Annotated in this window: 17 protein-coding genes; 11 read left to right on the top strand and 6 right to left on the bottom strand. The window is 73.6% G+C overall.

What is annotated here, in order from left to right; translation table 11 throughout:
* Positions 1-26: 26 nt before the first annotated feature.
* On the top strand, positions 27-1,205 hold the full coding sequence (moeZ, locus tag ACFZBD_RS12655; protein ID WP_391139343.1) for an adenylyltransferase/sulfurtransferase MoeZ: 1,179 nt from the start codon (positions 27-29) through the stop codon (positions 1,203-1,205).
* Between the two features lie 67 nt (positions 1,206-1,272).
* Here moeZ and ACFZBD_RS12650 read toward each other — a convergent pair whose 3' ends face one another.
* From ACFZBD_RS12650 to ACFZBD_RS12640, 3 genes are all read right to left on the bottom strand, one after another.
* Positions 1,273-2,814, bottom strand: coding sequence for an alpha/beta fold hydrolase (locus tag ACFZBD_RS12650; RefSeq protein ID WP_391139342.1), 1,542 nt, complete (start codon positions 2,812-2,814; stop codon positions 1,273-1,275).
* Positions 2,815-2,897: 83 nt separating this feature from the next.
* Complete coding sequence (locus tag ACFZBD_RS12645; protein ID WP_391139341.1) at positions 2,898-4,472, bottom strand: alpha/beta fold hydrolase; 1,575 nt, start codon at positions 4,470-4,472, stop codon at positions 2,898-2,900.
* Between the two features lie 191 nt (positions 4,473-4,663).
* The gene (locus ACFZBD_RS12640) at positions 4,664-7,510 is read right to left on the bottom strand and encodes a lysylphosphatidylglycerol synthase domain-containing protein (protein ID WP_391139340.1); all 2,847 of its coding nucleotides are present in this window, start codon (positions 7,508-7,510) and stop codon (positions 4,664-4,666) included.
* 156 nt (positions 7,511-7,666) lie between these two features.
* Here ACFZBD_RS12640 and ACFZBD_RS12635 point away from each other — a divergent pair, with 156 nt between their 5' ends.
* The 5 genes from ACFZBD_RS12635 to nudC all read left to right on the top strand — a co-directional run bounded on the left by ACFZBD_RS12635 (position 7,667) and on the right by nudC (position 17,967).
* Positions 7,667-8,023 (top strand): MGMT family protein, encoded by a 357-nt coding sequence (locus tag ACFZBD_RS12635; protein WP_391139339.1) that lies wholly within the window; start codon positions 7,667-7,669, stop codon positions 8,021-8,023.
* 173 nt (positions 8,024-8,196) lie between these two features.
* Complete coding sequence (locus tag ACFZBD_RS12630) at positions 8,197-11,787, top strand: UvrD-helicase domain-containing protein (protein ID WP_391139338.1); 3,591 nt, start codon at positions 8,197-8,199, stop codon at positions 11,785-11,787.
* 101 nt (positions 11,788-11,888) lie between these two features.
* Entirely contained in the window at positions 11,889-15,521 is a 3,633-nt protein-coding gene (locus ACFZBD_RS12625; RefSeq protein ID WP_391139337.1) for a UvrD-helicase domain-containing protein, read from the top strand.
* Between the two features lie 10 nt (positions 15,522-15,531).
* Positions 15,532-16,971 carry a dipeptidase gene (locus ACFZBD_RS12620; RefSeq protein ID WP_391139336.1) on the top strand — a complete coding sequence of 480 codons (1,440 nt, stop codon included), beginning with the start codon at positions 15,532-15,534 and terminating at the stop codon, positions 16,969-16,971.
* Positions 16,972-17,022: 51 nt separating this feature from the next.
* On the top strand, positions 17,023-17,967 hold the full coding sequence (gene nudC / locus ACFZBD_RS12615) for an NAD(+) diphosphatase (protein ID WP_391139675.1): 945 nt from the start codon (positions 17,023-17,025) through the stop codon (positions 17,965-17,967).
* A 95-nt stretch (positions 17,968-18,062) separates the two neighbouring features.
* Here the strand turns inward: nudC and ACFZBD_RS12610 are convergent, their stop codons facing one another.
* Positions 18,063-18,305, bottom strand: coding sequence for a mycoredoxin (locus tag ACFZBD_RS12610; RefSeq protein ID WP_328905725.1), 243 nt, complete (start codon positions 18,303-18,305; stop codon positions 18,063-18,065).
* Between the two features lie 163 nt (positions 18,306-18,468).
* Between ACFZBD_RS12610 and ACFZBD_RS12605 the strand changes: the two genes are divergently transcribed.
* From ACFZBD_RS12605 to ACFZBD_RS12585, 5 genes are all read left to right on the top strand, one after another.
* Entirely contained in the window at positions 18,469-20,670 is a 2,202-nt protein-coding gene (locus ACFZBD_RS12605; RefSeq protein WP_391139335.1) for a UvrD-helicase domain-containing protein, read from the top strand.
* Positions 20,671-20,841: 171 nt separating this feature from the next.
* Entirely contained in the window at positions 20,842-21,210 is a 369-nt protein-coding gene (locus ACFZBD_RS12600; protein WP_391139334.1) for a hypothetical protein, read from the top strand.
* Between the two features lie 174 nt (positions 21,211-21,384).
* Complete coding sequence (locus ACFZBD_RS12595) at positions 21,385-21,762, top strand: WhiB family transcriptional regulator (protein WP_391139333.1); 378 nt, start codon at positions 21,385-21,387, stop codon at positions 21,760-21,762.
* Positions 21,759-22,082 carry a hypothetical protein gene (locus ACFZBD_RS12590; protein WP_391139332.1) on the top strand — a complete coding sequence of 108 codons (324 nt, stop codon included), beginning with the start codon at positions 21,759-21,761 and terminating at the stop codon, positions 22,080-22,082. The genes ACFZBD_RS12595 and ACFZBD_RS12590 overlap by 4 nt, the downstream gene beginning before the upstream one ends.
* 94 nt (positions 22,083-22,176) lie before the next feature.
* Entirely contained in the window at positions 22,177-22,359 is a 183-nt protein-coding gene (locus ACFZBD_RS12585; protein WP_391139331.1) for a hypothetical protein, read from the top strand.
* Between the two features lie 33 nt (positions 22,360-22,392).
* On the opposite strand, the gene ACFZBD_RS12580 is transcribed toward ACFZBD_RS12585, so the two are convergent.
* Positions 22,393-23,763, bottom strand: a complete 1,371-nt coding sequence (locus ACFZBD_RS12580; protein ID WP_391139330.1) for an AarF/UbiB family protein — start codon at positions 23,761-23,763, stop codon at positions 22,393-22,395.
* Positions 23,756-24,955 (bottom strand): TOMM precursor leader peptide-binding protein, encoded by a 1,200-nt coding sequence (locus tag ACFZBD_RS12575; RefSeq protein WP_391139329.1) that lies wholly within the window; start codon positions 24,953-24,955, stop codon positions 23,756-23,758. Before ACFZBD_RS12575 ends, ACFZBD_RS12580 begins: the two co-directional genes overlap by 8 nt.
* Positions 24,956-25,104: the final 149 nt, after the last annotated feature.

Below are 25,104 nucleotides of genomic sequence, written 5' to 3'. Positions count from 1 at the left end.
CTGACATACCGACCAACGGAGCCCCCGTGTCGCTGCCACCCCTGGTCGAGCCGGCTGCCGAGCTCACCGTAGACGAGGTCCGCAGGTACTCCCGCCACCTGATCATCCCCGATGTCGGGATGGACGGGCAGAAGCGGCTGAAGAACGCCAAGGTGCTGTGTGTCGGCGCCGGCGGCCTGGGTTCGCCGGCCCTGATGTACCTGGCCGCGGCGGGCGTGGGCACGCTCGGCATCGTGGAGTTCGACGAGGTCGACGAGTCGAACCTGCAGCGTCAGATCATCCACAGCCAGGCGGACATCGGCCGCTCCAAGGCGGCGTCCGCGAAGGACTCCGTCCTCGGCATCAACCCGTACGTGAACGTGATCCTCCACGAAGAGCGGCTCGAGGCCGAGAACGTGATGGACATCTTCAGCCAGTACGACCTGATCGTCGACGGCACGGACAACTTCGCCACCCGCTACCTGGTCAACGACGCGTGCGTGCTGCTGAACAAGCCGTACGTCTGGGGCTCGATCTACCGCTTCGACGGCCAGGCCTCCGTCTTCTGGTCCGAGCACGGCCCCTGCTACCGCTGCCTCTACCCGGAGCCCCCGCCGCCGGGCATGGTCCCCTCCTGCGCCGAGGGCGGCGTCCTGGGCGTGCTCTGCGCGTCCATCGGCTCCATCCAGGTCACCGAGGCGATCAAGGTCCTCGCCGGTGTCGGCGACCCGCTCGTCGGCCGGCTGATGATCTACGACGCCCTGGAGATGCAGTACCGCCAGGTCAAGGTCCGCAAGGACCCCGACTGCGCCGTCTGCGGCGAGAACCCGACCGTCACCGAGCTCATCGACTACGAAGCCTTCTGCGGCGTCGTGTCCGAGGAGGCCCAGGAGGCGGCGCTCGGCTCGACGATCACTCCCAAGCAGCTCAAGGAGTGGATCGACGAGGGCGAGAACATCGACATCATCGACGTCCGGGAGATCAACGAGTACGAGATCGTCTCGATCCCCGGCGCCCGCCTGATCCCGAAGAACGAGTTCCTGATGGGCAGCGCCCTCCAGGACCTCCCCCAGGACAAGCGGATCGTCCTGCACTGCAAGACGGGCGTCCGCAGTGCGGAAGTCCTCGCCGTGCTCAAGTCCGCGGGCTTCGCGGACGCGGTCCACGTCGGCGGCGGAGTCATCGGCTGGGTGCACCAGATCGAGCCCGAGAAGCCGGTCTACTAGCCACACGGCCACACGGCATGCGGAAGGGCCCGGACCTGACATCAGGTCCGGGCCCTTCCGCATGCCGTCAGGAGCAGCGCTTGCCGTACGGGGGGACCTCGCCGTGCAGCAGGTACGCGTCGATCGTCCGCGTCGCGCAGGCCCCCGAGCCGTACGCGCCGTGGCCCTCGCCCGTGTTGGTGACGAGGACGCCGACCCCCTCGCCCAGCGCCTTCGCCATCCGCTCCGCGCCTTCGTACGGGGTCGCCGGGTCGCCGGTGGTGCCGACGACGAGGACCGGACCGGCGCCCGGCGCGCTCACGTCCTGGACGGCCCGTTCGCCCTTCACGGGCCAGTTCGCGCACCAGCCGGCCGTGTCCCAGGCCAGGAACTCGCCGAAGACCGGCGAAAGCCGACGGAACTCCGGCAGCAGGCCGCGGGCCCGCGCCGGAGTGGATCGCTCGCTGGAGTCGGCGCAGGAGATCGCCCGCTGGGAGTGCGACTGGGTCGAGTAGTGCCCCGACGCGTCGCGGTCGTTGTAGAAGTCGGCGAGCCGGAGGAGTTCGGCGCCGGAGCCGTTCTCCGCCGCCTTGAGGGCCGAGGTCAGCATGGGCCAGTTGCTCTGCGAGTACAGCGTGGTCGCGATGCCGAGGGTCGCCAGGCTCTGGGTCAGCTTCCGCTCGCCGGCCGCCAACGGCTGCCGGTCGAGCCGCTGGAGGAGCGCCGCGATCCGCGCCGTCCCGGCCTTCGGGTCCTGCCCGGCGCTCTTCAGGTAGTTGTCCAGGGCCCGCTGGAAGCCGACCGTCTGGTTCCGCGCGTGGCCGGTGCCGTCGGCGGTGGGGTCGACGACCGCGTCGAGGACGGTCCGGCCGACGTTCGCGGGGAAGAGGTGGGCGTAGGCGGCGCCGAGCTGCGTGCCGTAGGAGATGCCGAAGTAGTGCAGGTCGGCGTCGCCCAGGACATGGCGGATCAGGTCCAGATCGCGGGCCGTGTTCGCGGTCGTCGTGTACGGGATGACCTTGCCGGAGCGGCGGGCGCAGCCGGCCCCGAAGGCGGTGGCGTCCTCGACGAACGCCTTCTCCTCGGCGGCCGTGTCCGGGCTGAGGTCGACCGCCGCCTCGGCGGCCGCCTGCTCCGCGTCGTCCCGGCAGACGACGCCCGCGCTCCGCTGGACGCCCCGGGGGTCGAAGGCCACCAGGTCGTACCGGCGGTTGAGGCTGCCGTACTCGGCGGCCGCGCGGGGGAGGACGTCGACGCCCGAGGCGCCCGGGCCGCCGAAGTTGAACAGCAGCGAGCCGATGCGCGCCTTCTTGTCGCGGGCCTCCTTGCGGATCAGCGCGACGGGGATGGTCTCCCCGGTGGGGCGGGCATGGTCGAGGGGGACCGTGACGGTCGCACAGCGCCACTCGTCCCCGGGCCGCTCGCCGCCCTCCGGCGCCGCGCAGGGCTGCCACCGCGGCCGCTGCCCGGTGAGGGCGGCGGGAAGCCCGGGGGCGGGGCGGGCCGGGGCGGAGGCCGTCGCGCGGGGTGCGTCGGAGGCGCTCCCGCCGCTCGTGCAGCCGGCGGCCAGCAGCCCGGTGACGGCCAGCGCGGTCACCCGTACCCGTATCGACGGACGTGGTGTGGACAAGCGGACCCCCGTGACCCGGACGGAAAAACGCCATCCTAGGCGGCGCCCCGGAGAAGCGCCCGGGGCGCCCTGGCCCGGCCGGGCTACTTGCAGACCGTTCCGGCGGCCGGGACCTTGCCGTCGAGGAAGTACGCGTTGACCGTGTTCTGCACGCACTTGTTGCCGCTGTTGTAGGCGCCGTGGCCCTCGCCCCGGTACGTCACCTCCACGCCGACGCCCTTGCCCAGCGCTTCCACCATCGCCCGGGCCCCCGCGTACGGCGTCGCCGGGTCGCCGGTCGTGCCGAGGACCAGGATCGGGGCGGCGCCGGGCGCGGAGACGTCCGGGTGCTCCCAGCCGCCGGGCACCGGCCACTGCGAGCAGCTCGACAGGGCCCAGCCCATGTAGTCGCCGAAGACGGGGGAGGCCTTGCGGAACTCGGGGAGTCGCTCCTTGGCCTGCCCGAGGGTGTACCGCTCCTTGAAGTCCCGGCAGTTGATGGCCGCGTTCGCCGCCTGGATGTTGCTGTAGTGGCCGTTCTCGTCGCGGCCGTTCATGGAGTCGGAGAGCGCAAGGAGCAGCCCGCCGTCGCCGCCCTCGGCGGCCTCCAGGCCCTGCTCCAGGTACTGCCAGAACTCCCGGGAGTACAGGGCCTGCGCGATGCCGTTGGTGGCCTGGGTCTGGGTCAGCTTGCGGTCGCCGATGCCCGCGATGGGCTTCTTCTCGAGTTCGGCGAGGAGGCCGGTGATGAACGACTGGATCTCGGCGACGTTCGAGCCGGGCAGGGCGCACTCGTCGCCGCGGGAGACGCAGTCCTTGGCGAAGTTGTCGAGGGCGAGCTGGAAGCCCTGGGCCTGGCCGAGGGCGCCCTCCTCGGTGCCGGCGGACGGGTCGACGACCGCGTCGAACAGGGCGCGGCCGACGTTCTTCGGGAACAGGTGGGCGTACACGCCGCCCAGCTCCGTGCCGTAGGAGATGCCGAAGTAGTGCAGCTTGTCGTCGCCGAGGACCCGGCGCATCAGGTCCAGGTCGCGGGCCGCGTTCTCCGTCCCGACGTGGGGGAGCATGGGGCCGGAGTTGTCCTCGCAGCCGGCCGCGTACTTCTTCTGCGCGTCGGACAGGGTCCGCTCCTCGGCCGTGTCGTCCGGGGTGAAGTCCAGGGCGTAGTACGCGTCGAGGGCCTGGTCGCTCTCGCACTCGACGCCCTCGCTGCGGCCGACGCCGCGGGGGTCGAAGGAGACCAGGTCGTAGCGGGTGCGGAGCTTCTCGTAGTCCGCCGCGAAGGACGGCAGGCCGGTCACGCCGGAGCCGCCGGGGCCGCCGAAGTTGAACACCATGGAGCCGATCCGGTTGTTCCGGTCGGAGGCCCGTGCACGGATCAGGGCCAGTTCGACGGTCTCGCCGCCGGGGTCGGCGTAGTCGCGGGGCGCCTGCATGAAGGTGCACTCCCAGGTGGCGCCGCCGGGCAGCGGCGAGGGGGAGGGTCCGCCGCCCTGGGCGGCGGAGGGCGCCGGGCAGGGGGACCACTCCAGCTCCTGCGCGGCGAGCTGGTCCAGAGCGGCGGAGCCGGTCGGCTTCGCCGGCTCGGACGCCGTGCCCCCGTCGTCCGAGCATCCGGCGGCGAGCAGCACGGCTGACAGGGCGAACAGGGCGGCGCGCTGCGCGGCGGAGATCGGCATACAGCCATCCTGTGCCGCCCCCGCCGACCCCGCGCGGGCGCGTGGGCCACGCGGGTGGCCGGGGGGCGGGCGGGCGAGGGCCGAGCGGGCGTCCTTGGGGCGGGCGTCCTTGGGCGGGGCGGGCGGCCCTTGGACGGGGTCGGAGGCCACGTCCCCCGGCCCTCCCCGCCGACAGCCCCGGCCGGCACTCCCTAAAGCGCCCCCCGCTTCGTCAGCCAGTTGAAGCACAGCCAGCCGGGCAGGACCGGCAGCCACAGCGTCAGGAGCCGGTAGAGCAGGACCGCCGGGGTGGCGACCTCGAAGGGGAGGCCGACCGCCACCAGGCCGAAGGTCAGCGCGCCCTCGACGGCGCCGACGCCGCCCGGTGTCGGCGCCGCCGAGCCGAGCGCGTTGCCGGCGAGGAAGACGACCGCCACGCTCGCGTAGCTGAGCCCCTCGCTGTCGTGCCCGAACGCGCGGATCGACGCGTCGAGGCAGAGCACGAAGAGGCCGGTCAGCAGCAGCATGCCGCCGATGCCGGTGAGCAGCTTCATCGGGCGCTGCAGCACGTCCAGCATGCGCGGCACCACGCCCGCGAACAGCGACCGCAGCCGCGTCGAGACGAACTTCCGCATGAAGGGGATCGCGGTGACGACGAGGACCAGGACCGCCACCGTCAGCAGCCCGGCGATGACCGTCCTCGACGGGCTGAAGGACGGTGACTTCTCCGTACCCGTCAGATAGCCGAAGGCGAGCAGCAGCAGGATGTGCGCGCCGAGCCCGAACAGCTGCGACGCGCCGACGCTCGCCACCGCGAGCCCCGGCCGCACCCCCGAGCGCTGGAGGAACCGGGTGTTCAGCGCCACTCCGCCGACGGCCGCCGGGGCGACGATCTTCACGAACGAGCCGGCGACCTGCGCCACGACCGTCCGCCAGAACCCCACCCGCTCGGGGACGAAGCCGAGCAGGCTCATCGCCGCCGCCACATAGCTCAGCGCCGAGAACAGCACCGCCGCCGCCACCCAGCGCCAGTCCGCCTGGCTGATGGTGGACAGCGGGGTCCGGGCGATCTGCGACAGCAGGAAGTACGCGGCGACCGCGCCGGCGATCAGGCTCACCAAGGTGCGCGGCTTGATCCGTTCCAGACGGACCGGTTCCACCGGCGCCTGGGGCCGGATCAGCAGCACCTGCTGACGGATCTGCGCCAGCAGGTCCTCGTCGCGGGCCTCGTCGAGCGCCTCGTCCAGCGCGCGCTTCTCGGCCTGCTTCTCCGCCTTCTCGATCCGCCGGTCCGACTTGCGGTCGCCCTTCGCGTCCCCGGCGCCGTCGGCGGCCTCCGCCCGGGCCCGCTTCGTCGCCTCCGACGCTTCGAGGACGGCCTCGCGCTCCCGCTTCGAACGCTCCCTGGCCATTCTCCGGAGCGTCGCGCGCGTGGAGCGGCTCAGCGCGATCGGCTGGAGGAGGGGGAGACAGCCGGCGATGGCGTCGGGGCCGAGGACCTCCACGGCCGCGGCGACCGCCCGCTCGGCGCCGACCCGCAGCCCGAGGGTGGTGAGGAGCTGCGCGATGTCCATTCGCAGGACCAAGTCGCCCGCGGCGATCTCACCGCCCCGCAGATCGGTCAGGATGACGTTGCCGGAACGATCCACCAGAATCGCGTCCCCGGCGAGCCGCCGATGCGCGATCCGGCGCGACTGGAGGGCGCGCACCTGACGCCAGGCGCTGCGCACCAGGTCGTCGGTGATCTCCTCGTCGTCCAGCGAGTCCAGGGTCCGGCCACCCAGGTGCTCGTACACGAGCATGACGGCGTCCGGACCCAGCTCGGAGGTGGCGATCAGCTTCGGCGCGTTGGCGCCGGCGGCGATCGCCGCGTACGCCAGGAGGGCCTCCTGCTCCAGCGCCTGGCGCAGCGACACGATCGAGCGCCGGGTGGTGATGGCGCGCAGGGTCAGCCGCCGCCACGCGCGGTAGAAGAAGCCGTGCGCCTGCTGCTCCCGGTCGACGACGGTGACGTCGAGCGGTGGCCCTGACTCCATCGTCACGAGGTAGCGGCGGCCCCGGTCGCCACTGTCCGCCGCGTCCGGGACCCCTTCCGCGCGCATCGCGGAGACCGGCCGGAAGCCGACCCTCCGCAGACCGGCGAGGAGTGTCTGGCCGGTGGGGCGGACATTGGGGGAGCCCACGGCGTACAGCGTTCCGTACGCCACGGTCCAGCCGATGAGGACGGTGAGGATGATCGAGAACGCGGTGGTGTACCCCGCCACCAGCATCGTGAAGGCGTCGAGCAGCAGCACCATCCACAGCACCACCCGCCAGCGGGGCCTGCGGGCCATGCCGACGGCGGTCATGTACGCGATGACCGGCGCGAGGTAGTTGTGCACCGGGTCCGTGAGACCGCCGCCGGACTGCGGCTGGGTCAGCGCGTCCTGGATGGTGCCGGGCGCGGCCTTGGCGACCCAGAGGTCGGTGGCGAGGGTGACGCCGTGGGCGAGGACGGCGGCGAGGACGCCGTCCGCGATCCGCAGTCCGTCGCGTTTGATCAGCCGCTCGATGGCGAAGGCGACCGGCACGAGCAGGACGGCGATGCTGGAGACCAGTCCGGCGATCTTGACGAAGAGGTCGGGGGCGCCGCCCGCGCCCTTGTTGATGTCCTGTTCAAGGCCGGAGGTGGTGCCGTGGGCGAAGGCGGCGATGGCGATGACGAGGGCGATCGCGAGGACGCCGACGAGGAGCCGCATGAGGTCGGAGGGCCGGTGCACCCGGGCGGCGAGCAGCGGCTCGTCCCCGGAGAGCCGCTCACTGGGCTCCGGCTCGGGGTCGGTCTCGGGGTCGGCGTCGGGGCCGGGCTCGGGGTCGGCGTCGGGGGCGCGGGTGGCCTTCGGAGCGAGGGCGGGCCTCGGCTCCGGGCCCCGCTCCGGGTCGGCCTCGGGTCCGGCCTCGGGTCCGGCCTCCGGCCGGGGGGCCGTCTCGTCCCCGTTCGCGGGTGCGGCCTGGCGAGGGGGTGCGCCGGGCACGCCGGGGTGAGCCTCCTCCTCCGGAGGCTGAGCGTCGTGCCCCATCACCATGTCCGTCTCTGTCTGTGCCGCTCGCGCCGCGTGCTCGTCTCGGTGTTCTTGTCGCGCCTGGTCTCGTATCACCCGTCACCGCCCGCACGATGGTGGCATGAAGCGGGGCCCGACGGAGGCATCAGGGTGTTGTCGGTGGGGTGAGGCAGGATGGGGCGGATGAGCGCCGAGGAACCTGCGGAACTTCCCGCGTACGCGGAACGGGTGCTGGACGTCGCCGAGCTGATCCCGCCGGGCCGGGTGATGACCTACGGCGACGTGGCCGAATGGCTGGACGAGGGCGGCCCGCGCCAAGTCGGCCGTGTGATGGCCCTGTACGGCGGCGCGGGGCCGTGGTGGCGCGTAGTGCGCGCCGACGGCACGCTGCTGCCCGGCCACGAGCTGCGCGCCCTCGGCCACTACCGCGCGGAGGGGACTCCGCTGCGCGAGGCGGGGCGGGCCGCCGAGGGGCATCTGCCCAAGCTCGACATGCGGCGGGCGCGGTGGGATGGCGGAGCTCACACGTGACAGCTTCGGCCATGACGGGAGCACCCGGCGCGCGACGGCACCGTATGGATGACGGCTCGGACGGGGACTCGGACGCCGTCCGTTTCCCGTAACGTCGTCGTTCGTCCCGTACGGGTGCCCGTACGGGCTTGCCTTCAGCACCAGCACACCATCCACCAGGACCGGCGATCCACGTGAGTACCTCCTCCACCACCCGACGTACGCGGCGGGCCCCCGGCGCGTACCGGCTGGTGCGTACCGCGCCGGCCCCGGTGGACCCCCCTCTGCTGGACGCAGCGCAGCGGGAAGTGGTTGACCACGCCGGCGGACCGCTGCTCGTCCTGGCCGGGCCCGGCACCGGAAAGACGACGACGCTGGTGGAGGCGGTCGCGGCCCGGATCGAGAAGGGCGCGGACCCGGAACGGATCCTCGTCCTCACCTTCAGCCGCAAGGCCGCCGTGGAACTGCGCGACCGGATGGCGGCCCGGCTCGGGGGCGCCCGGCCGCCGCAGGCGACGACCTTCCACTCGTACTGCTACGCCCTGATCCGCGCCCACCAGGACGCCGACCTGTTCGCGGAGCCGCTGCGGCTGCTCTCGGGACCCGAGCAGGACCTGGCCGTACGGGAGCTGCTCGCGGGCCAGCTCGACCTGGAGAAGGCGGGCCTCGACCGGGTGCGCTGGCCCGACGAGCTGCGGGCCTGCCTGACGACCCGCGGGTTCGCCGACGAGGTCCGGGCCGTACTGGCGCGCTCCCGGGAGCTGGGCCTGTCACCGGGCGCGCTGGCGGAGTTCGCCCAGCGGGTCGGCCGCCCGGACTGGAAGGCGGCGGCGGGGTTCCTCGCGGAGTATCTGGACGTCCTCGACCTCCAGGGGGTCCTCGACTACACGGAGCTGGTGCACCGGGCGGTCCTGCTGTCCGAGCGGGTGACGCTGCCCGAGTACGACGCCGTCTTCGTGGACGAGTACCAGGACACCGATCCGGCACAGGTGCGGCTGCTGACCGCGCTGGCCGGGGGAGCGACAGGGGCCGCCCGGAGCGCCTCCCGCACGCGTGGCGGCCGGGCGACGGGCGGGCGCACGGTGGTCGCCTTCGGCGACCCCGACCAGTCGATCTACGCCTTCCGGGGCGCCGACGTCAACGGCATTCTGGACTTCCCGGACACCTTCCGCGGGCCGGACGGCCGCCCGGCGGACGTACGCGTCCTGACGACCTCCCGCCGCTCGGGCGAGCGCCTGCTGGCCGCGACGCGCCTCCTCACCCAGCGCATGCCCCTGCCACGGCTGCCCGCCGACAAGGTGCGCGCGCACCGGGCCCTCGGGGCGGTACGGAGCGGGGGGCAGGTGGAGACGTACACGTACCCGACCTCCTCCACCGAACTCGACAACATCGCCGACCTGCTGCGCCGCGCCCACCTGGAGGACGGCGTGCCCTGGCACGCCATGGCCGTCCTCGTCCGCGCGAGCACCCCGATCCCGGTCCTGCGCCGCGCCCTGACCTCGGCGGGCGTCCCCGTGGAGACGGACACGGCCGACACCCCCCTGCGCCACGAACCCGCGGTCGCCCCCCTCCTCCTCGCCCTGCGCGCCGCGGCGACGGGAACCCCCTCGGACGGTGAGGACTCCGCCCGGAGCCCCGTCGCCGACGCCCCGCCGGAGCCGGGGGAACCGGACACCCCCGCCGCCCCGGACACCCCTGACGCCCAGGCGGCCGCCGCCCCGGACACCTCCGACGATCAGGCGGCCGCCGCCCCGGAGACCCCCGACGCCCCGGACACCCCTGATGCCCCGGACACCTCCGACGCCCAGGTGGTCGCCGCCCCCGACGCCCCCGACGCGCCGGACACCCCTGATGCCCCGGACACCTCCGACGATCAGGCGGCCGCCGCCCCCGACGCCCCCGCCTCCGTGAACCGGCTCGACACCGAGACGGCGCTCGCGCTGCTCGCCTCGCCGCTCGCCGGGATGGATCCCGCCGATCTCCGGCGGCTCGGGCGGGCGCTGCGGGACGAGGAGCGGGCCGGGGGGAACAGGGTGCCGCCGCCGTCCGACGTCCTGCTCACGCGCGCCCTCGTCGAGCCCGAGCGGCTCGTCGCGCACGACCAGTCGTACGCCCGGGGCGCCAAGCGGCTCGGCGAACTGCTCCGGCAGGCCCGCGACCGCCTCGCCGCCGGCGGGACCGCCGAGGACGCCCTCTGGCTCCTGTGGAACGGCACCCCCTGGCCCGGCCGCCTGGAACGGGCGGCGCTGCGCGGCGGCGCCGCCGGGCGCAACGCCGACCGGGACCTCGACGCCGTCTGCGCCCTGTTCGAGACCGCCGCCCGCGCCGAGGACCGGGTCGGCGGCCGGGGCGCCCTCAACTTCCTCGAAGAGCTCGACGCCCAGGACATCGCCGCGGACACCCTCTCCCGGCGCCAGGCCCGCCCCGACGCCGTCCGGCTGATGACCGCCCACCGCTCCAAGGGCCTGGAGTGGAGCCTCGTCGTCGTCCCCGGCGTCCAGGAGGGCCTCTGGCCCGACCTGCGCCGCCGGGGCTCCGTCCTCGAAGCCGACCGGATCGGCCGCGACGGCCTCGCCGAACCCCTCACCCCCGGCGCCCTCCTCGCCGAGGAACGCCGCCTCTTCTACGTCGCCGCCACCCGCGCCCGCGACCGCCTCGTCGTCACCGCGGTGAAGGCCCCCGCCGAGGACGGCGACCAGCCCTCCCGCTTCCTCACCGAGCTCGGCGCCGAGCCCAAGGACGTCCCCGGCCGCCCCCGCCGCCCCCTCGCCGTCGCCGCGCTCGTCGCCGAACTCCGCGCCACCACCGTCGACCCCGCCGCCTCGCCCGCGCTGCGCGACGCGGCGGCCCGACGGCTGGCCCGGCTCGCCGCCCTCACCGATGAAGAGGACCAGCCGCTCGTCCCGGCCGCGCACCCGGACCGCTGGTGGGGCCTGTTCGAGCCGACCCACAGCACCGTTCCGCTCCGCGACCGCGACCGTCCCGTCGCCCTCTCCGGATCGGCGCTCGACCAGCTCGCCAACACCTGCGCCCTCCAGTGGTTCCTGGGCCGCGAGGTGAAGGCCGACGCCCCCGCCACCGCCGCCCAGGGCTTCGGCAACGTCGTCCACGTCCTCGCCGACGAGGTCGCCTCCGGCCGCACCCCGGCCGACCTGGACGTCCTGATGGCCCGCCTGGACTCCGTCTGGGACGGGCTCTCCTTCGACGCCCCCTGGAAGTCCGCCCAGGAGAAGGAGCACGCGCGCGTGGCGCTGGAAAGGTTCCTCCGCTGGCACGTCCTGGACCGCGGCGGCCGCACCCCGGCCGCCACCGAGCACGACTTCGACGTCACCCTCGAAGCCGGCGCCTACGAGGTCCGGATCCGCGGCTCCATGGACCGGGTCGAGGCCGACGAACACGGCCGCGCCTACGTCGTCGACTTCAAGACCGGCAAGTCCGCCCCCACCCGCGACGAGGTGTCCCACCACCCCCAGCTCGCCGTCTACCAGCTCGCGGTGCGCGAGGGGGCCCTCGACGAGGTCTTCGACGGCCGCCGGCCCGACCCCGGCGGCGCCGAACTCGTCCAGCTGCGCCAGCCCGCCCCCAAGAAGGAGGGCGGGGAGGCGCTGCCGAAGGTCCAGGCGCAGGAGCCCCTGGCGGGGGAGTGGGTCGGCGACCTGCTCGCCACCGCGGCGGGCCGGGTCCTCGACGAGCGCTTCACCCCCGCCACCGGCCAGCACTGCACCCACTGCGCGTTCCGCGCCTCGTGCAGCGCCCAGCCGGAAGGCCGCCACATCGTCGAGTGACCGCGCGCCCGGCGCCCCGCCCGGCCCCGGAGCGACAGGTCACCGGTGGCCAGGGGCGGCCGTGGACGGGAATGTCAGCGGTCCCCGTTAGCCTCTTTGGAGTGACCGCACGCATCACCGACCCCGAGCAGCTCAAGGAGCTCCTCGGCATCCCGTTCACCCCGGAGCAGACGGCCTGCATCATCGCGCCGCCCGCCCCGCAGGTCATCGTGGCCGGAGCCGGTTCCGGCAAGACGACGGTGATGGCCGCCCGGGTGGTCTGGCTGGTCGGCACGGGCCAGGTCGCGCCCGAGCAGGTCCTCGGCCTGACCTTCACCAACAAGGCCGCCGGCGAACTCGCCGAACGCGTCCGCACCGCCCTCGTCCGGGCCGGCGTGACGGACCCCGAGGCCATCGACCCGGACAACCCCCCGGGCGAGCCCCGCATCTCCACGTACCACGCCTTCGCGGGCCAACTGCTCACCGACCACGGGCTCCGGATCGGCCTGGAGCCCACCTCCCGCCTCCTTGCCGACGCCACCCGCTACCAGCTCGCCGCCCGCGTGCTCCGCGAGGCCCCCGGCCCGTACCCCGCCCTGACCAAGTCGTTCCCCACCCTGGTCGGCGACCTCCTCGCCCTCGACGCTGAGCTGGCCGAACACCTCGTGAGCCCCCGGCGGCTGGACGCGTACGACGCCGGGCTCCTCGACACCCTCTCCCGCGCCAAGCTCTCCAACGCCGACCTGCGCAAGGTGCCCGAGACCGCCGCCGCCCGCCGCGAACTGCTCGACCTCGTCGTCCGCTACCGCGCCGCCAAGCGCTCCCGGGACCTCCTCGACTTCGGCGACCAGATCGCCCTCTCCGCCGAACTCGCCACCACCCGCCCCGAGGTCGGCGCGATCCTCCGGAACGAATTCCGGGTGGTGCTCCTGGACGAGTACCAGGACACCTCCGTCGCCCAGCGGCTGCTGCTCTCCGGCCTCTTCGGCGGCGGCACCGGCCACGCTGTCACCGCCGTCGGCGACCCCTGCCAGGCGATCTACGGCTGGCGCGGAGCGTCCGTCGCCAACCTCGACGACTTCCCCGAGCACTTCCCGTACGAGGACGGCGCCCCCGCCACCCGCTACGCCCTCTCCGAGAACCGGCGCAGCGGCGGTCGGCTCCTCGACCTCGCCAACGGTCTCGCCGCCCCCCTCCGCGCCATGCACGCGGGCGTGGAGGCGTTGCGGCCCGCCCCCCGCGCGGAGCGCGACGGCACGGTCCGCGTCGCGCTGCTGCCCACCCACGCCGAGGAGATCGACTGGCTCGCCGACTCCCTCGCCCACCTCGTCCGCACCGGCAGGGAACCGGGCGACATCGCCGTCCTGTGCCGTACGGCCACCGACTTCCCCGCCATCCAGGCGGCCCTCGTCGCCCGGGACGTCCCCGTCGAGGTCGTCGGCCTCTCCGGGCTCCTCCACCTCCCCGAGATCGCCGACCTGGTCGCCGTGTGCGAGGTCCTCCAGGACCCGGGCGCCAACGCCTCCCTGGTCCGCCTCCTCACCGGCCCCCGCTGGCGCATCGGCCCCCGCGACCTGGCCCTCCTCGGCCGCCGCGCCCGGCTCCTCGTGCACCGCGAACGGGGCGACGGCGACGCCGACGCGCGCCTCGCCGCCGCCGTCGAGGGCGTCGACCCCGCCGAGGTCGTCTCGCTCGCCGACGCGCTCGACACCTTCCTCGACTCCGGCGGCGAGGACGACGGCCTGCCGTTCTCCGCCGAGGCCCGGGTCCGCTTCGCCCGCCTCGCCGCCGAGCTGCGCAGCCTGCGCTCCTCGCTCGCCGACCCCCTGATGGACGTCCTGCACCGGGTCCTCGCCACCACCGGCCTGGAGGTCGAGCTCTCCGCCTCCCCGCACGCCCTGGCCGCCCGCCGCCGCGAGACCCTCTCGAACTTCCTGGACATCGCGGCCGGCTTCGCCTCCCTGGACGGCGAGGCGACGCTGCTGGCCTTCCTCGGCTTCCTGCGCACGGCCGCGCAGTACGAAAAGGGCCTGGACAACGCCCTGCCGGGCGGCGAGAACACGGTCAAGGTCCTCACCGCGCACAAGTCCAAGGGCCTGGAGTGGGACGTGGTGGCGGTGCCCGGCCTGGTCGCCTCCCAGTTCCCCAGCGCCAGGTCCCGCGAGTCGTGGACCTCGCAGCCCCAGGTGCTGCCGCACGCCCTGCGCGGCGACGCCGCCACCCTGCCGGACGTCGACGGCTGGGACGCGGCCGCCCTGAAGGGCTTCAAGGAACGGATGCGGGAGCACCAGCACACCGAGGAGCTGCGCCTCGGCTATGTGACGTTCACCCGCCCGCGCTCCCTCCTCCTCGGCTCCGCCCACTGGTGGGGCCCGGCGCAGAAGAAGCCCCGCGGCCCCTCCGCCTTCCTCCACGACCTGTACGAGCACTGCGCGGCCGGGTACGGCGAGATCGAGGCCTGGGCCGACGAACCGGAGGCGGACACCGAGAACCCCTCCCTCGCGGAGTCCGCCAAGGACCACGCCTGGCCCCTCCCGCTCGACCCGGACTCCCTGGCCCGCCGCCGCCGGGCGGCGGAGCGGGTGATGGCCCTGCTGTGGGCCCCGGACGCGCTGCCGGCCCAGGCGCTCGCGCCCGGGGCGGCGGAACCGTCCGCGGAGGAACCCCTGTGGTCCGCCGAGGAACCCCTGTGGGACGACGCGGACGAGCCGCGGTGGCACGAGGACCCCTACGAGGACCCGCAGGAGGATCCCTACGAGCCCCCGGACGAGCATCCGTACGAGGAACCCTTCGGGGACGAGGAGCCGCCCCCGGCCGCGCCGGTACCCCCGGCCGCCGCGGAACCGCCGGTGGCGGCCCGCCCGCCGTCCGACGAGATCCCCGCCCCCCGCACCCCGAGGGACGACACCCCGGCCGAGCCCCGGCCCGCCCCCCGCACCCCCGCGCCCCCGCCCACCCTCACCCCCGAGGAACAGCGCACCCTCGCCTCCTGGGACCGCGACCTCACCACCCTCACCACCGAGCTGCGCCGGGCCCGCGCCACGACCCGCGACGTCCTGCTGCCCGCCTACCTCTCCGCCTCCCAGGTCCTCCGCCTCGCCGCCGACCCCGACGGCTTCGCCCAGGACCTGGCCCGCCCCATGCCCCGCCCCCCGCAGCCCGCCGCCCGCCGCGGCACCCGGTTCCACGCCTGGGTGGAGTCGCGGTTCGAGGAGCTGCCGCTCCCCATGCTCGGCCCGGACGAACTCCCCGGCGGCGAGGACTTCGCCGGCGAACCGGAGATCGCCGACGAGCGCGACCTCGACACCCTCAAGGACGCCTTCGCCCTCACCCCGTACGCCCATCGCACCCCGTACCGCGTCGAGGTCCCCGTCCACCTCTCGCTCGCCGGGAGGGTGGTGCGCGGCCGGATCGACGCCGTCTACCGCGACCCGGAATCCGGCGCGTACGAGATCGTCGACTGGAAGACCAGCCACCTGCGCACCGCCGACCCCCTCCAGCTCGCGATCTACCGCCTGGCCTGGGCCGAGCAGCACGGCCTCCCCGTCGACGAGGTCGCCGCCGCGTTCGTCTACGTCCGCACGGGAGACGTCGTGCGTCCCGCCCGCCTCCCCGGCCGCGCGGAGCTGGAGGACATCCTCCTGGGCGGAGCGCGGGAGGAGCGGCGGGACCCGGCCCCGCGAGGACACGGCGGCGGCCGGCGGCCCGGACAGGTGTACGGACCGCCGGGCGGAGCGGACCCGGACGCCGGATAGGCTCAGGAGCATGAGCGACACCCCGGACAGCGCCGTCCAGACCGCACGTACCCAGGCCGTACGCACGTACATCGGCCGGCACCGTGCCGCCTTCCTCGACGACCTCGCCGAGTGGCTGCGCATCCCCTCCGTGTCGGCGCAGCCGGCCCACGCCGGGGACGTCCGGCGCAGCGCCGACTGGCTCGCCGCCAAGCTCACGGAGACCGGGTTCACCACGGCCGAGGTCTGGGAGACCGACGGCGCCCCCGCCGTCTTCGCCTCCTGGCCCTCCGGGGAGCCCGACGCCCCCACCGTGCTCGTCTACGGCCACCACGACGTCCAGCCCGCCGCCCGCGAGGACGGCTGGCGGACCGACCCGTTCGAGCCGCACATCGCCGACGGCCGGCTGTACGCCCGCGGCGCCGCCGACGACAAGGGCCAGGTCTTCTTCCACACCCTCGGCGTCCGCGCCCACCTCGCCGCGACCGGCCGTACCGCCCCCGCCGTCAACCTCAAGCTCATCGTCGAGGGCGAGGAGGAGTCCGGCTCCCCGCACTTCCGCGATCTGGTCGAGGCCCACGCCGACCGGCTCGCCGCCGACATCGTGATCGTCTCCGACACCGGGATGTGGTCCGAGGACACCCCGACCGTCTGCACCGGCATGCGCGGGGTCGCGGACTGCGAGATCGAGCTGTACGGCCCCGACCAGGACATCCACTCCGGCGCCTTCGGCGGAGCCGTGCCCAACCCGGCGACCGTCGCCGGCCGGCTCGTCGCCGCCCTCCACGACGAGGACGAGCGGGTCGCCATCCCCGGCTTCTACGACGGCGTCACCGAACTCTCCGACGCCGAGCGCGCCCTGATCGCCGAACTCCCCTTCGACGAGGCCGCCTGGCTGCGCACGGCCAAGTCGCACGGCACCCTCGGCGAGGCCGGATTCTCCACCTTGGAGCGCGTCTGGGCCCGCCCGACCGCCGAGGTCAACGGCATCGGCGGCGGCTACCAAGGCCCGGGCGGCAAGACGATCGTCCCCGCCTCCGCCCAGCTGAAGCTCTCCTTCCGGCTCGTCTCCGGCCAGGATCCGGCCACGATCGAACGCGCCGTATGCGACTGGCTCGCCGCCCGGGTCCCCGCCGGGATCCGGTACGAGATCGACTTCGGCGCCCCGACCCGGCCGTGCCTGACCCCGCTGGACCACCCGGCCCTGCAATCGGTCGCCCGCGCCATGAGCCTGGCCTTCGACGGCGCCCCGATCCGCTACACCCGCGAGGGAGGTTCGGGCCCCGCCGCCGACCTGAGGGACGTCCTGGACGCGCCGGTGCTGTTCCTCGGCATCTCCGTACCGTCCGACGGGTGGCACGCCCCCGACGAGAAGGTCGAGCTCGACCTCCTCCTCAAGGGCGTCGAGGCCACCGCTCATCTGTGGGCCGACCTGCCCGCTGCCCTCCCGGCAGCCGCCCCGCAGCGCTGAACGCCGAACCCACACATCGAACCGGGGGAGTTGGAAGCACCTGTGAGCAGCATGAACCACGAGACCGATACCGCGGCCCGACCGATCGGGCTCACCGCCCCCAGCGGCATCGACCGCGCGGCGCACCACCGTCTCGACGAGGCCTGGCTGGCCGCGGCCTGGAGCCACCCCAAGACCCGCGTCTTCGTCGTCTCCGGCGGCCAGGTGCTGATCGACGACACCCCCGACGGCCGCACCGAGCTGGTGATGACCCCGGCCTTCGAGGCCCCGGTCACCGAGACCCACCGCTATTTCCTGGGCACGGACGCCGACGGCGTCTCCTACTTCGCCCTGCAGAAGGACTCCCTGCCCGGCCGCATGGACCAGTCCGCCCGCCCGGCCGGACTGCGCGAGGCCGGTCTGCTGCTCTCGCCCCGCGACGCGGGACTCATGGTGCACGCCGTCGCCCTGGAGAACTGGCAGCGCCTCCACCGCTTCTGCTCCCGCTGCGGCGAGCGCACGGTCATCGCCGCCGCCGGGCACATCCGCCGCTGCCAGGCCTGCGGCGCCGAGCACTACCCGCGCACCGACCCCGCGGTGATCATGCTGGTCACGGACGAGCACGACCGCGCGCTGCTGGGCCGGCAGGTCCACTGGCCCGAGGGCCGTTTCTCGACGCTGGCGGGCTTCGTCGAGCCCGGCGAGTCGATCGAGCAGTCCGTGGCCCGCGAGGTCTTCGAGGAGGCGGGCGTCACGGTCGGCGAGGTCGAGTACGTCGCCAGCCAGCCCTGGCCCTTCCCCTCCAGCCTGATGCTCGGCTTCTTCGCGCGCGCCACGTCCTCCGAGATCACCGTCGACGGCGAGGAGATCCACGAGGCCCGCTGGTTCTCCCGCGACGACCTGACGGCGGCCTTCGCGTCGGGCGAGGTCCTGCCCCCGTACGGCATCTCGATCGCCTCCCGCCTGATCGAGCTCTGGTACGGCAAGCCTCTGCCGAAGCCGGGCGACCCGGCCTGAACCCCTGGGGCGCCGCCGTCAGACGGCCCTGGCCGAAAAGAGCCCCCGCCCGGCAACGCCGGACGGGGGCTCCTTCGTACGCGCGCGACGTCCGCTCAGACGCCGACCTTCTGCTTGACCTGGGCGAGCGACGGGTTCGTCAGCGTCGAGCCGTCCGGGAAGAGCACGGTCGGTACGGTCTGGTTGCCTCCGTTGGCCTTCTCCACGAACGCGGCCGACTCGGGGTCCTGCTCGATGTTGATCTCCGTGTACGCGATGCCCTCGCGGTCCATCTGGCCCTTCAGCCGACGGCAGTAGCCGCACCACGTGGTGCTGTACATCGTCACAGTGCCCTGCATGACCTGGCGCTCCTCTGTTCGCGGATGGGTGCCGAGGAGGAGAACGTACGCGCTCGCCCGACCATTCCCGGCGCCCCGGGCCGCGACCGATTCATATGACCGGAGCCCCGGGCCTGTGGACGACGCGCCGCACGCACCCCGCCGAACCTGGCAGCATGGCGGGGTGACAGCAGCAACGCACTCCACTCTCTTCCCGCGGGTCCCGGACTCGGCCGACGCGGTGCTCGACGGGCTCGACCCCGAGCAGCGCGAGGTCGCCCTGGCCCTGCACGGCCCGGTGTGCGTGCTGGCGGGAGCCGGCACGGGCAAGACGCGGGCCATCACCCACCGCATCGCCTACGGCGTGCGGGCGGGCATACTCCAGCCCGGCAGTGTGCTGGCCGTCACGTTCACCAACCGGGCCGCCGGCGAGATGCGCGGCCGGCTGCGCGAGCTCGGCGCGGGCGGCGTCCAGGCGCGCACCTTCCACTCCGCCGCGCTGCGCCAGCTCCAGTACTTCTGGCCGAAAGTCGTCGGTGGTGATCTGCCCCGGCTCCTGGAGCGCAAGATCCAGCTGGTCGCCGAGGCCGCCGCGCGCTGCCGCGTCCGGCTCGACCGGAACGAGCTGCGTGACGTCACGGGCGAGATCGAGTGGGCGAAGGTCACCCAGACCGTCCCCGCCGACTATCCGGCGGCCGTCGCGAAGTCCGTGCGCGAGGCCCCCCGGGACCCGGCGGAGATCGGCCAGATCTACGCCATGTACGAACAGCTCAAGCGCGACCGCTCGGTGATCGACTTCGAGGACGTGCTGCTGCTCACCGTCGGCATCCTCCAGGACCGGCACGACATCGCCGACCAGATCCGCCGCCAGTACCAGCACTTCGTGGTGGACGAGTACCAGGACGTCTCCCCGCTGCAGCAGCGCCTGCTCGACCTGTGGCTCGGCGACCGGGACAACCTCTGCGTCGTCGGCGACGCCAGCCAGACGATCTACTCCTTCACCGGTGCCACCCCCGACCACCTGCTGAACTTCCGCACCCGGCACCCCGACGCCACCGTCGTGAAGCTGGTCCGTGACTACCGCTCCACCCCCCAGGTCGTCCACCTGGCCAACGGCCTGCTCAGCCAGGCGCGCGGCCGCGCCGCCGAGCACCGGCTGGAGCTGATCTCCCAGCGCGACCCCGGCCCCGAGCCCGCCTACACCGAGTACGCCGACGAGCCCGCCGAGGCGGAGGGCACCGCCCGCCGCATCCGCGACCTGATCGCCGCGGGCGTCCCGGCCGGCGAGATCGCCGTGCTCTACCGCATCAACGCCCAGTCCGAGGTCTATGAGCAGGCCCTCGCCGACGCCGGTGTGCCCTATCAGCTGCGCGGCGCCGAGCGCTTCTTCGAGCGCCAGGAGGTGCGCGAGGCCGGCATCGCCCTGCGGGGCGCCGCCCGCGCCGGGGGGAACGACTCGCTGCTCGACGACGCCGAGGACCTTCCCTCCCAGGTCCGGGCGGTGCTCTCCACCAAGGGCTGGACCACCGAGCCGCCCGCCGGCTCGGGCGCCGTCCGGGACCGCTGGGAATCGCTCGCCGCCCTCGTCCGGCTCGCCGAGGACTTCGCCCGCGCCAAGCCCGGCTCGACCCTCTCCGACCTGGTCGCCGAGCTCGACGAACGGGCCGCCGCCCAGCACGCCCCCACCGTTCAGGGCGTCACCCTCGCCTCGCTGCACGCGGCCAAGGGCCTGGAGTGGGACGCCGTCTTCTTGGTCGGCCTCACCGAAGGCATGATGCCGATCACGTACGCCAAGACCGACGAGCAGGTCGAGGAGGAGCGCCGGCTGCTGTACGTCGGCGTGACCCGCGCCCGGCTCCACCTCTCGCTCTCCTGGGCGCTCTCCCGGGCTCCGGGCGGCCGCGCCTCCCGGCGCCCCAGCCGCTTCCTCAAGGGGCTGCGGCCGGGCTCCGGGGCCCTCGGGGCGGCGGGCGCGGGCGGTGGCGGTTCGGTCGACCGGGGGAGCGGCGGCGGTCGCCGCAAGCGGCGCGGCCCGGTGCTGTGCCGTGTCTGCGGTGCCACGCTCACCGAGGCGGGCGAGATGAAGCTGATGCGCTGCGAGGGCTGCCCCTCGGACATGGACGAGGCGCTGTTCGAGCGGCTGCGTGAATGGCGCTCCGACCAGGCCAAGGAGCTCGGGCAGCCGGCGTACTGCGTCTTCACCGACAAGACGCTGATGGCGATCGCCGAGTGCGTCCCGTCCAGCGATGGCGAGCTGGCCTCGATCTCCGGCGTGGGCGCCCGTAAGCTGGACCGGTTCGGCGCCGCCGTCCTGGCCCTCTGCGCGGGCGAGGAGCCGGGTGAAGAGGCAGGTCAGGCGCCTGTAGGAGTCGTCGAGGGACCCTGAGGAAAACTCGTCGGAAAAATAGTTTGCGTACGCCCCGTCAAGCCCCATAGGTTCTTAACCACGGAAACAGCGGCTTCTTCGAAGCCCTGTCTTCGTGCTGTACTTGTCCAAATAAACATGAGGGTCCGGCTCACACCGAGCCCTCCGAGACGCCGAGAGGAGGCGATTCCAGTGATCAGCAACATCAACGGCACCAACGTCAGCTTCGTCAGCACCGACAAAATGACCGATCGCTCGGTCGTCTCCACCTGCTCGCTCGTCGTCTCCGGTTCGATCCTCATTGGCAGCGGTCTTCCTGGCACCGGTATGTCCGGCGCCGGCCTGGCCGGTGCCGCGGCCCTGCGGCCCGCGGCCCTCCTGGCGGCTCTTCCCGTCATGGAGCGCAATGAGCGACCGACCAAGGCACTGGAAGCAGGAGTAGCAGCAGGCAAGGCCACGGCCTATGGCTTTGCGGCGACCGGTGCCGGAACCCAGCAGCAGACGCACCACCACACGATGTGGGCCTTCCGTGGGCTCGAACCCTGGAGTGATCCAGCCTGATCTTCGATCAGGCCGGCGCCTTCAGGGCCGCGGAACCCCACCCGGGATCCGCGGCCCTTCTGTTTGTCCCCGAACGGGGATGACGGAGCGAAGGGGCCTCGGGACGAAGCAAGACCCGGTACCAGCCGAACCCCCGGCCAACAGGCCGGAACAACAGACGAGGAAAGACACCCCGTGCAACTCGAAGCGCACGCCCCGTCCGTACCGCCTTCCGAAACGATCCCCCCGCCCGGCCTCACGGAGGACTCCACCTTGACCGCGCTCACCCCCCTCACCGCGCTCACCGCGCTCGACGACGCCATCGAGAACCTCGGCGTACCCGTCCCGTGCCGTTCGTTCGACCCGGAGGTCTTCTTCGCCGAGTCCCCGGCCGACGTCGAGTACGCCAAGTCGCTGTGCCGCACCTGCCCGCTGATGGAGGCCTGCCTCGCCGGCGCCAAGGAGCGGCGTGAGCCGTGGGGTGTGTGGGGCGGAGAGCTCTTCGTCCAGGGTGTCGTCGTCGCCCGCAAGCGGCCGCGTGGCCGTCCGCGCAAGAACCCGGTCATGGCATGAACATCACCGGAACCATCGACCGACCCCTCACGCACGATCCCCAGAAGCAGGCCCCGATGACCTCTTCCACGAGCGAGCCGTCCGGCTCCGCCACCCCTGACGTTTCCATCACCGGCGCGAACGCCTCGCGTCAGAACAGGACCCGCGAAATGCAACTCATCCCAGAAGCCCTGGCTCGTGCGCATATGCACGACCGCCTGCGGGAAGCCGACGCGGAACGCCAGGCCCAGCGCCTGGTCGCCGCCCGGCGGATGCAGCGGCGCGCCGAGCGCGTCTCGCTGCGCGCCCGGCGCGCGCTGGCCATGGCCGTCATGAACTGACTTGGAAGAACCCCGCGGGGGCCGGTCCGAACGGACCGGCCCCCGCGGTGCGTTGCCGTACCGCCGGTGCCTCCGCGGGACTATCGTCACCCCCGTGACAGACGCCCGGACACCCGAGGAGCCCGTCGTGTGCGCCCACTGCGGCAAGACCGCGGAGGAGCTGCCGGTGACCTGGACCTGGTCCCTGGAGGACGGCACCCGCCGCTACCTCTGCGACACCTGCGCCCGAGAGAACATCAGGTCCATCGAAGGACGCCTCGACTCCACCTGGTGGTGAGCGCCCGCCGCCCGTCCCCTGCCCCTCCGACGTTCACCCCTCCGTCGGCTCCTCCTGCTCGGCGAGGAAGCCGGGCAGCCACTCCTCCAGTTCGTCGCGCAGCCGCACCGTCGCGTTCAGCTGACAGAGCACACCGATGGTGCTCAGCGTCACCCGGTGGATGAGCAGATAGGACGGCGGCAGATTGAGTTGCTTGCCCAACTGGTGCGCGGGGGAGCGGAGGTCGGCGATGCGGGCGGCCTGGGCACGCAGCCAGCCGCGGGAGAATCCGAAGGCGTCCACCTCGGCCGGTTCGATGATCGGCAGGAGGTACGCGAGGACCGCGTCCGGGTCGAGCTCGATGGACTCCTTGACGAACCCCTCCTCGCGGAGCGTGGCGTAGACGCTCTCGGCGTCGCCGTCCAGCGTCATCCGCAGACAGGCGCCGATCGTCTCGGGCAGGCCGCCCGGCAGCCGGTCCACCGTGCCGAAGTCCAGCACCCCGAGCCGCCAGCTCTCCGGACCGCCGTCGTCCCGGGTGTCCGGGCCGCCCGGCAGCAGCCGGAAGTTGCCCGGGTGCGGGTCGGCGTGCAGCAGGCCGGTGCGGGCCGGGCCGGAGAAGAGGAAGCGGGCGAGCAGCTGACCGGCCCGGTCGCGCTGCTCCTGGGTGCCGTCGGCGATCACCTCGGAGAGCGGGATCCCCTCGATCCACTCCGTCACCAGCACCTGCTCCGACTGGTGCACCACCGCCGGCACCACCACGTCCGGATCGTCGGTGAACTCCTCGGCGTGCGCCCGCTGGGACTCCGCCTCCAGGGCGTAGTCCAGCTCCTCGGAGACCCGGTCGCGCAACTCGGTGATCAGCGGTTTGATGTCCATCCCGGGAATCAGCGGGCCGAGCAGCCGCGCGAACCGGCTCAGTTGCGCCAGGTCCGACAGGAGCGCCTCGCCCGCCCCGGGATACTGCACCTTGACCGCGACCTCACGGCCGTCGTGCCAGACCGCACGGTGCACCTGCCCGATCGAGGCCGCGGCCGCCGGCTTGTCCTCGAACTCCAGGAACAGCTCCCGCCACGCCTCCCCGAGCCGCTCCTCCAGCACCCCGTGCACGGTCCGCGTCGGCATCGGCGGCGCGGCCTCCTGCAGTTTGGTGAGCGCCGCCCGATAGGGCCCCGCCACCTCCTCGGGGAGCGCCGACTCGAAGACGGACAGGGCCTGCCCGAACTTCATCGCCCCGCCCTTCAGTTCGCCGAGGACCTTGAAGAGCTGCTCGGCCGTGCGCTGTTGCAGCTCGCGGGCGACGATCTCGGCGGACTTGCCGCCGATCCGCTTGCCCAGGCCCCAGGTGGCCCGTCCGGCGAAGCCCAGCGGCAACGCGGCCAACTTGGCGGTCCGGGTGACCGCCTTTCGGGGAAGATCAGACATACGCCCCTCCAATTCCCAGACTGCGTGCCGCGCAGGACGGTGACCCCGCCATTGTGTCCTGCGCCGACCCGGCCCCCGAGGCGCGCTCCCCTTCTCTGTTACGTACGGCTCCGCACGGACACGCGGGATGCGGCCTCACCTGCTCCGCACGCCACTCGAGCACCGGCAGCGACACCTCCCACCGGGCGCCGACGGTCGCCGGTGACTCGCCGTCGAGGAAGGACAGCGCATGGGCGGCGGCCATCCCCGCGACGGCGGTCGCCAGTGACATGTCGCAGGCCGGCAGCGCGTGGGGCGGGCCCGAGCGCCACTGGGCGAGCAGCCGCGGCCACACCGGCTCCCGGTCCGTGCGCTCCTCCTGCACGCACCGCGCGCACGCTGTCTCGCCCGGCAGCACCAGCGGGCCGACGACCCCGGTGGCCTCCAGCACCCCCGCGTAGAGGTGGGGGGTGCCGGTGGCCATCCAGCCGTGCGCCGGCACCGGGTCGGGGACGTACGCCCCGAGCCCGTCCCGAGGCGCCACCACGACCAGCGAGAGTCCCGGCTCCCGGCCGCTCTCACCCGGGCCGCAGGCCGCGGGCCGGGGCGCCCTGCCTCCCGGGGCGGCGGCACGCACGAGCCGGCGCGCCGCCACCGCCCGCCGTTCGCCGACCGATTCGGCGGGCAGCCCGCCGGGCGACACCTCCCACGACTCCACCGAGCCCGCGTCCAGCACCTCCACGCGGCCCACCCCGGACGCCGAGAGCAAGGCGGCGACGGCCGCGCCCACCCGGCCCGCTCCCCGCACCTGGACCCGCTGGGCCCGCCGGGCGGCCAGGCGCCGTGCCGCCCCGTCCGGCTCGGGATGGACCACGGAAAGTGACGCGAGGTCGGCCCGCAGCGGATCGAGCGCCGGGTCCGTCCGCCCGGCCGCTCCGGGCTTCCCCGGGCGGTGCGCGGTGGCGTCCGCGATCAGCCCGGCCCGGGCCAGCCGGCCGAGCAGCGCCTCCAGCTGCCCCTCCGGCAGCCCCAGCGCCCGGGCCTCCGCGCGCAGCAGCTCGATGCCGCGGGTGCCGTCGAGCAGCCCCAGCAAGCTGCCGGTGGTCGTGTCCAGCGGCCCGACCAGGACCGCGTGCGCCGGTGTGGCCCCGAACTGCACGCTCTGCAGATTGCGCCAGGCGCGCCTCAGCGCCGGTTTCACCATCGGATGCATATCCGCCCCCGTGATCTCGCCCCGTGATCTCGACCCGTGATCTTGCTCTGCGATCACATTGCCCGGGAACGGCGACCGGCGGAAAAAGTTGTCCACAGCCCCGGGGTATTAGTCATTCAATTGGTGCGCCGCGTGACGGCATCACGGCC

The sequence above is a fragment of the Streptomyces sp. NPDC008121 genome, from assembly GCF_042957155.1.
Classification (GTDB): Bacteria; Actinomycetota; Actinomycetes; order Streptomycetales; family Streptomycetaceae; genus Streptomyces.
This window is presented reverse-complemented; position numbering and strand designations above follow the sequence as displayed.

What these genes read in the sequence shown, in the direction of transcription:
- ACFZBD_RS12645 (WP_391139341.1), bottom strand. Translation starts at nt 4,472, where the DNA reads ATGCCGATCTCCGCCGCGCAGCGCGCCGCCCTGTTCGCCCTGTCAGCC.
- ACFZBD_RS12640 (WP_391139340.1), bottom strand. Translation starts at nt 7,510, where the DNA reads ATGGGGCACGACGCTCAGCCTCCGGAGGAGGAGGCTCACCCCGGCGTG.
- ACFZBD_RS12635 (WP_391139339.1), top strand. Translation starts at nt 7,667, where the DNA reads ATGGGGCGGATGAGCGCCGAGGAACCTGCGGAACTTCCCGCGTACGCG.
- ACFZBD_RS12620 (WP_391139336.1), top strand. Translation starts at nt 15,532, where the DNA reads ATGAGCGACACCCCGGACAGCGCCGTCCAGACCGCACGTACCCAGGCC.
- nudC (WP_391139675.1), top strand. Translation starts at nt 17,023, where the DNA reads ATGAACCACGAGACCGATACCGCGGCCCGACCGATCGGGCTCACCGCC.
- ACFZBD_RS12610 (WP_328905725.1), bottom strand. Translation starts at nt 18,305, where the DNA reads ATGCAGGGCACTGTGACGATGTACAGCACCACGTGGTGCGGCTACTGC.
- ACFZBD_RS12590 (WP_391139332.1), top strand. Translation starts at nt 21,759, where the DNA reads ATGAACATCACCGGAACCATCGACCGACCCCTCACGCACGATCCCCAG.
- ACFZBD_RS12580 (WP_391139330.1), bottom strand. Translation starts at nt 23,763, where the DNA reads ATGTCTGATCTTCCCCGAAAGGCGGTCACCCGGACCGCCAAGTTGGCC.
- ACFZBD_RS12575 (WP_391139329.1), bottom strand. Translation starts at nt 24,955, where the DNA reads ATGCATCCGATGGTGAAACCGGCGCTGAGGCGCGCCTGGCGCAATCTG.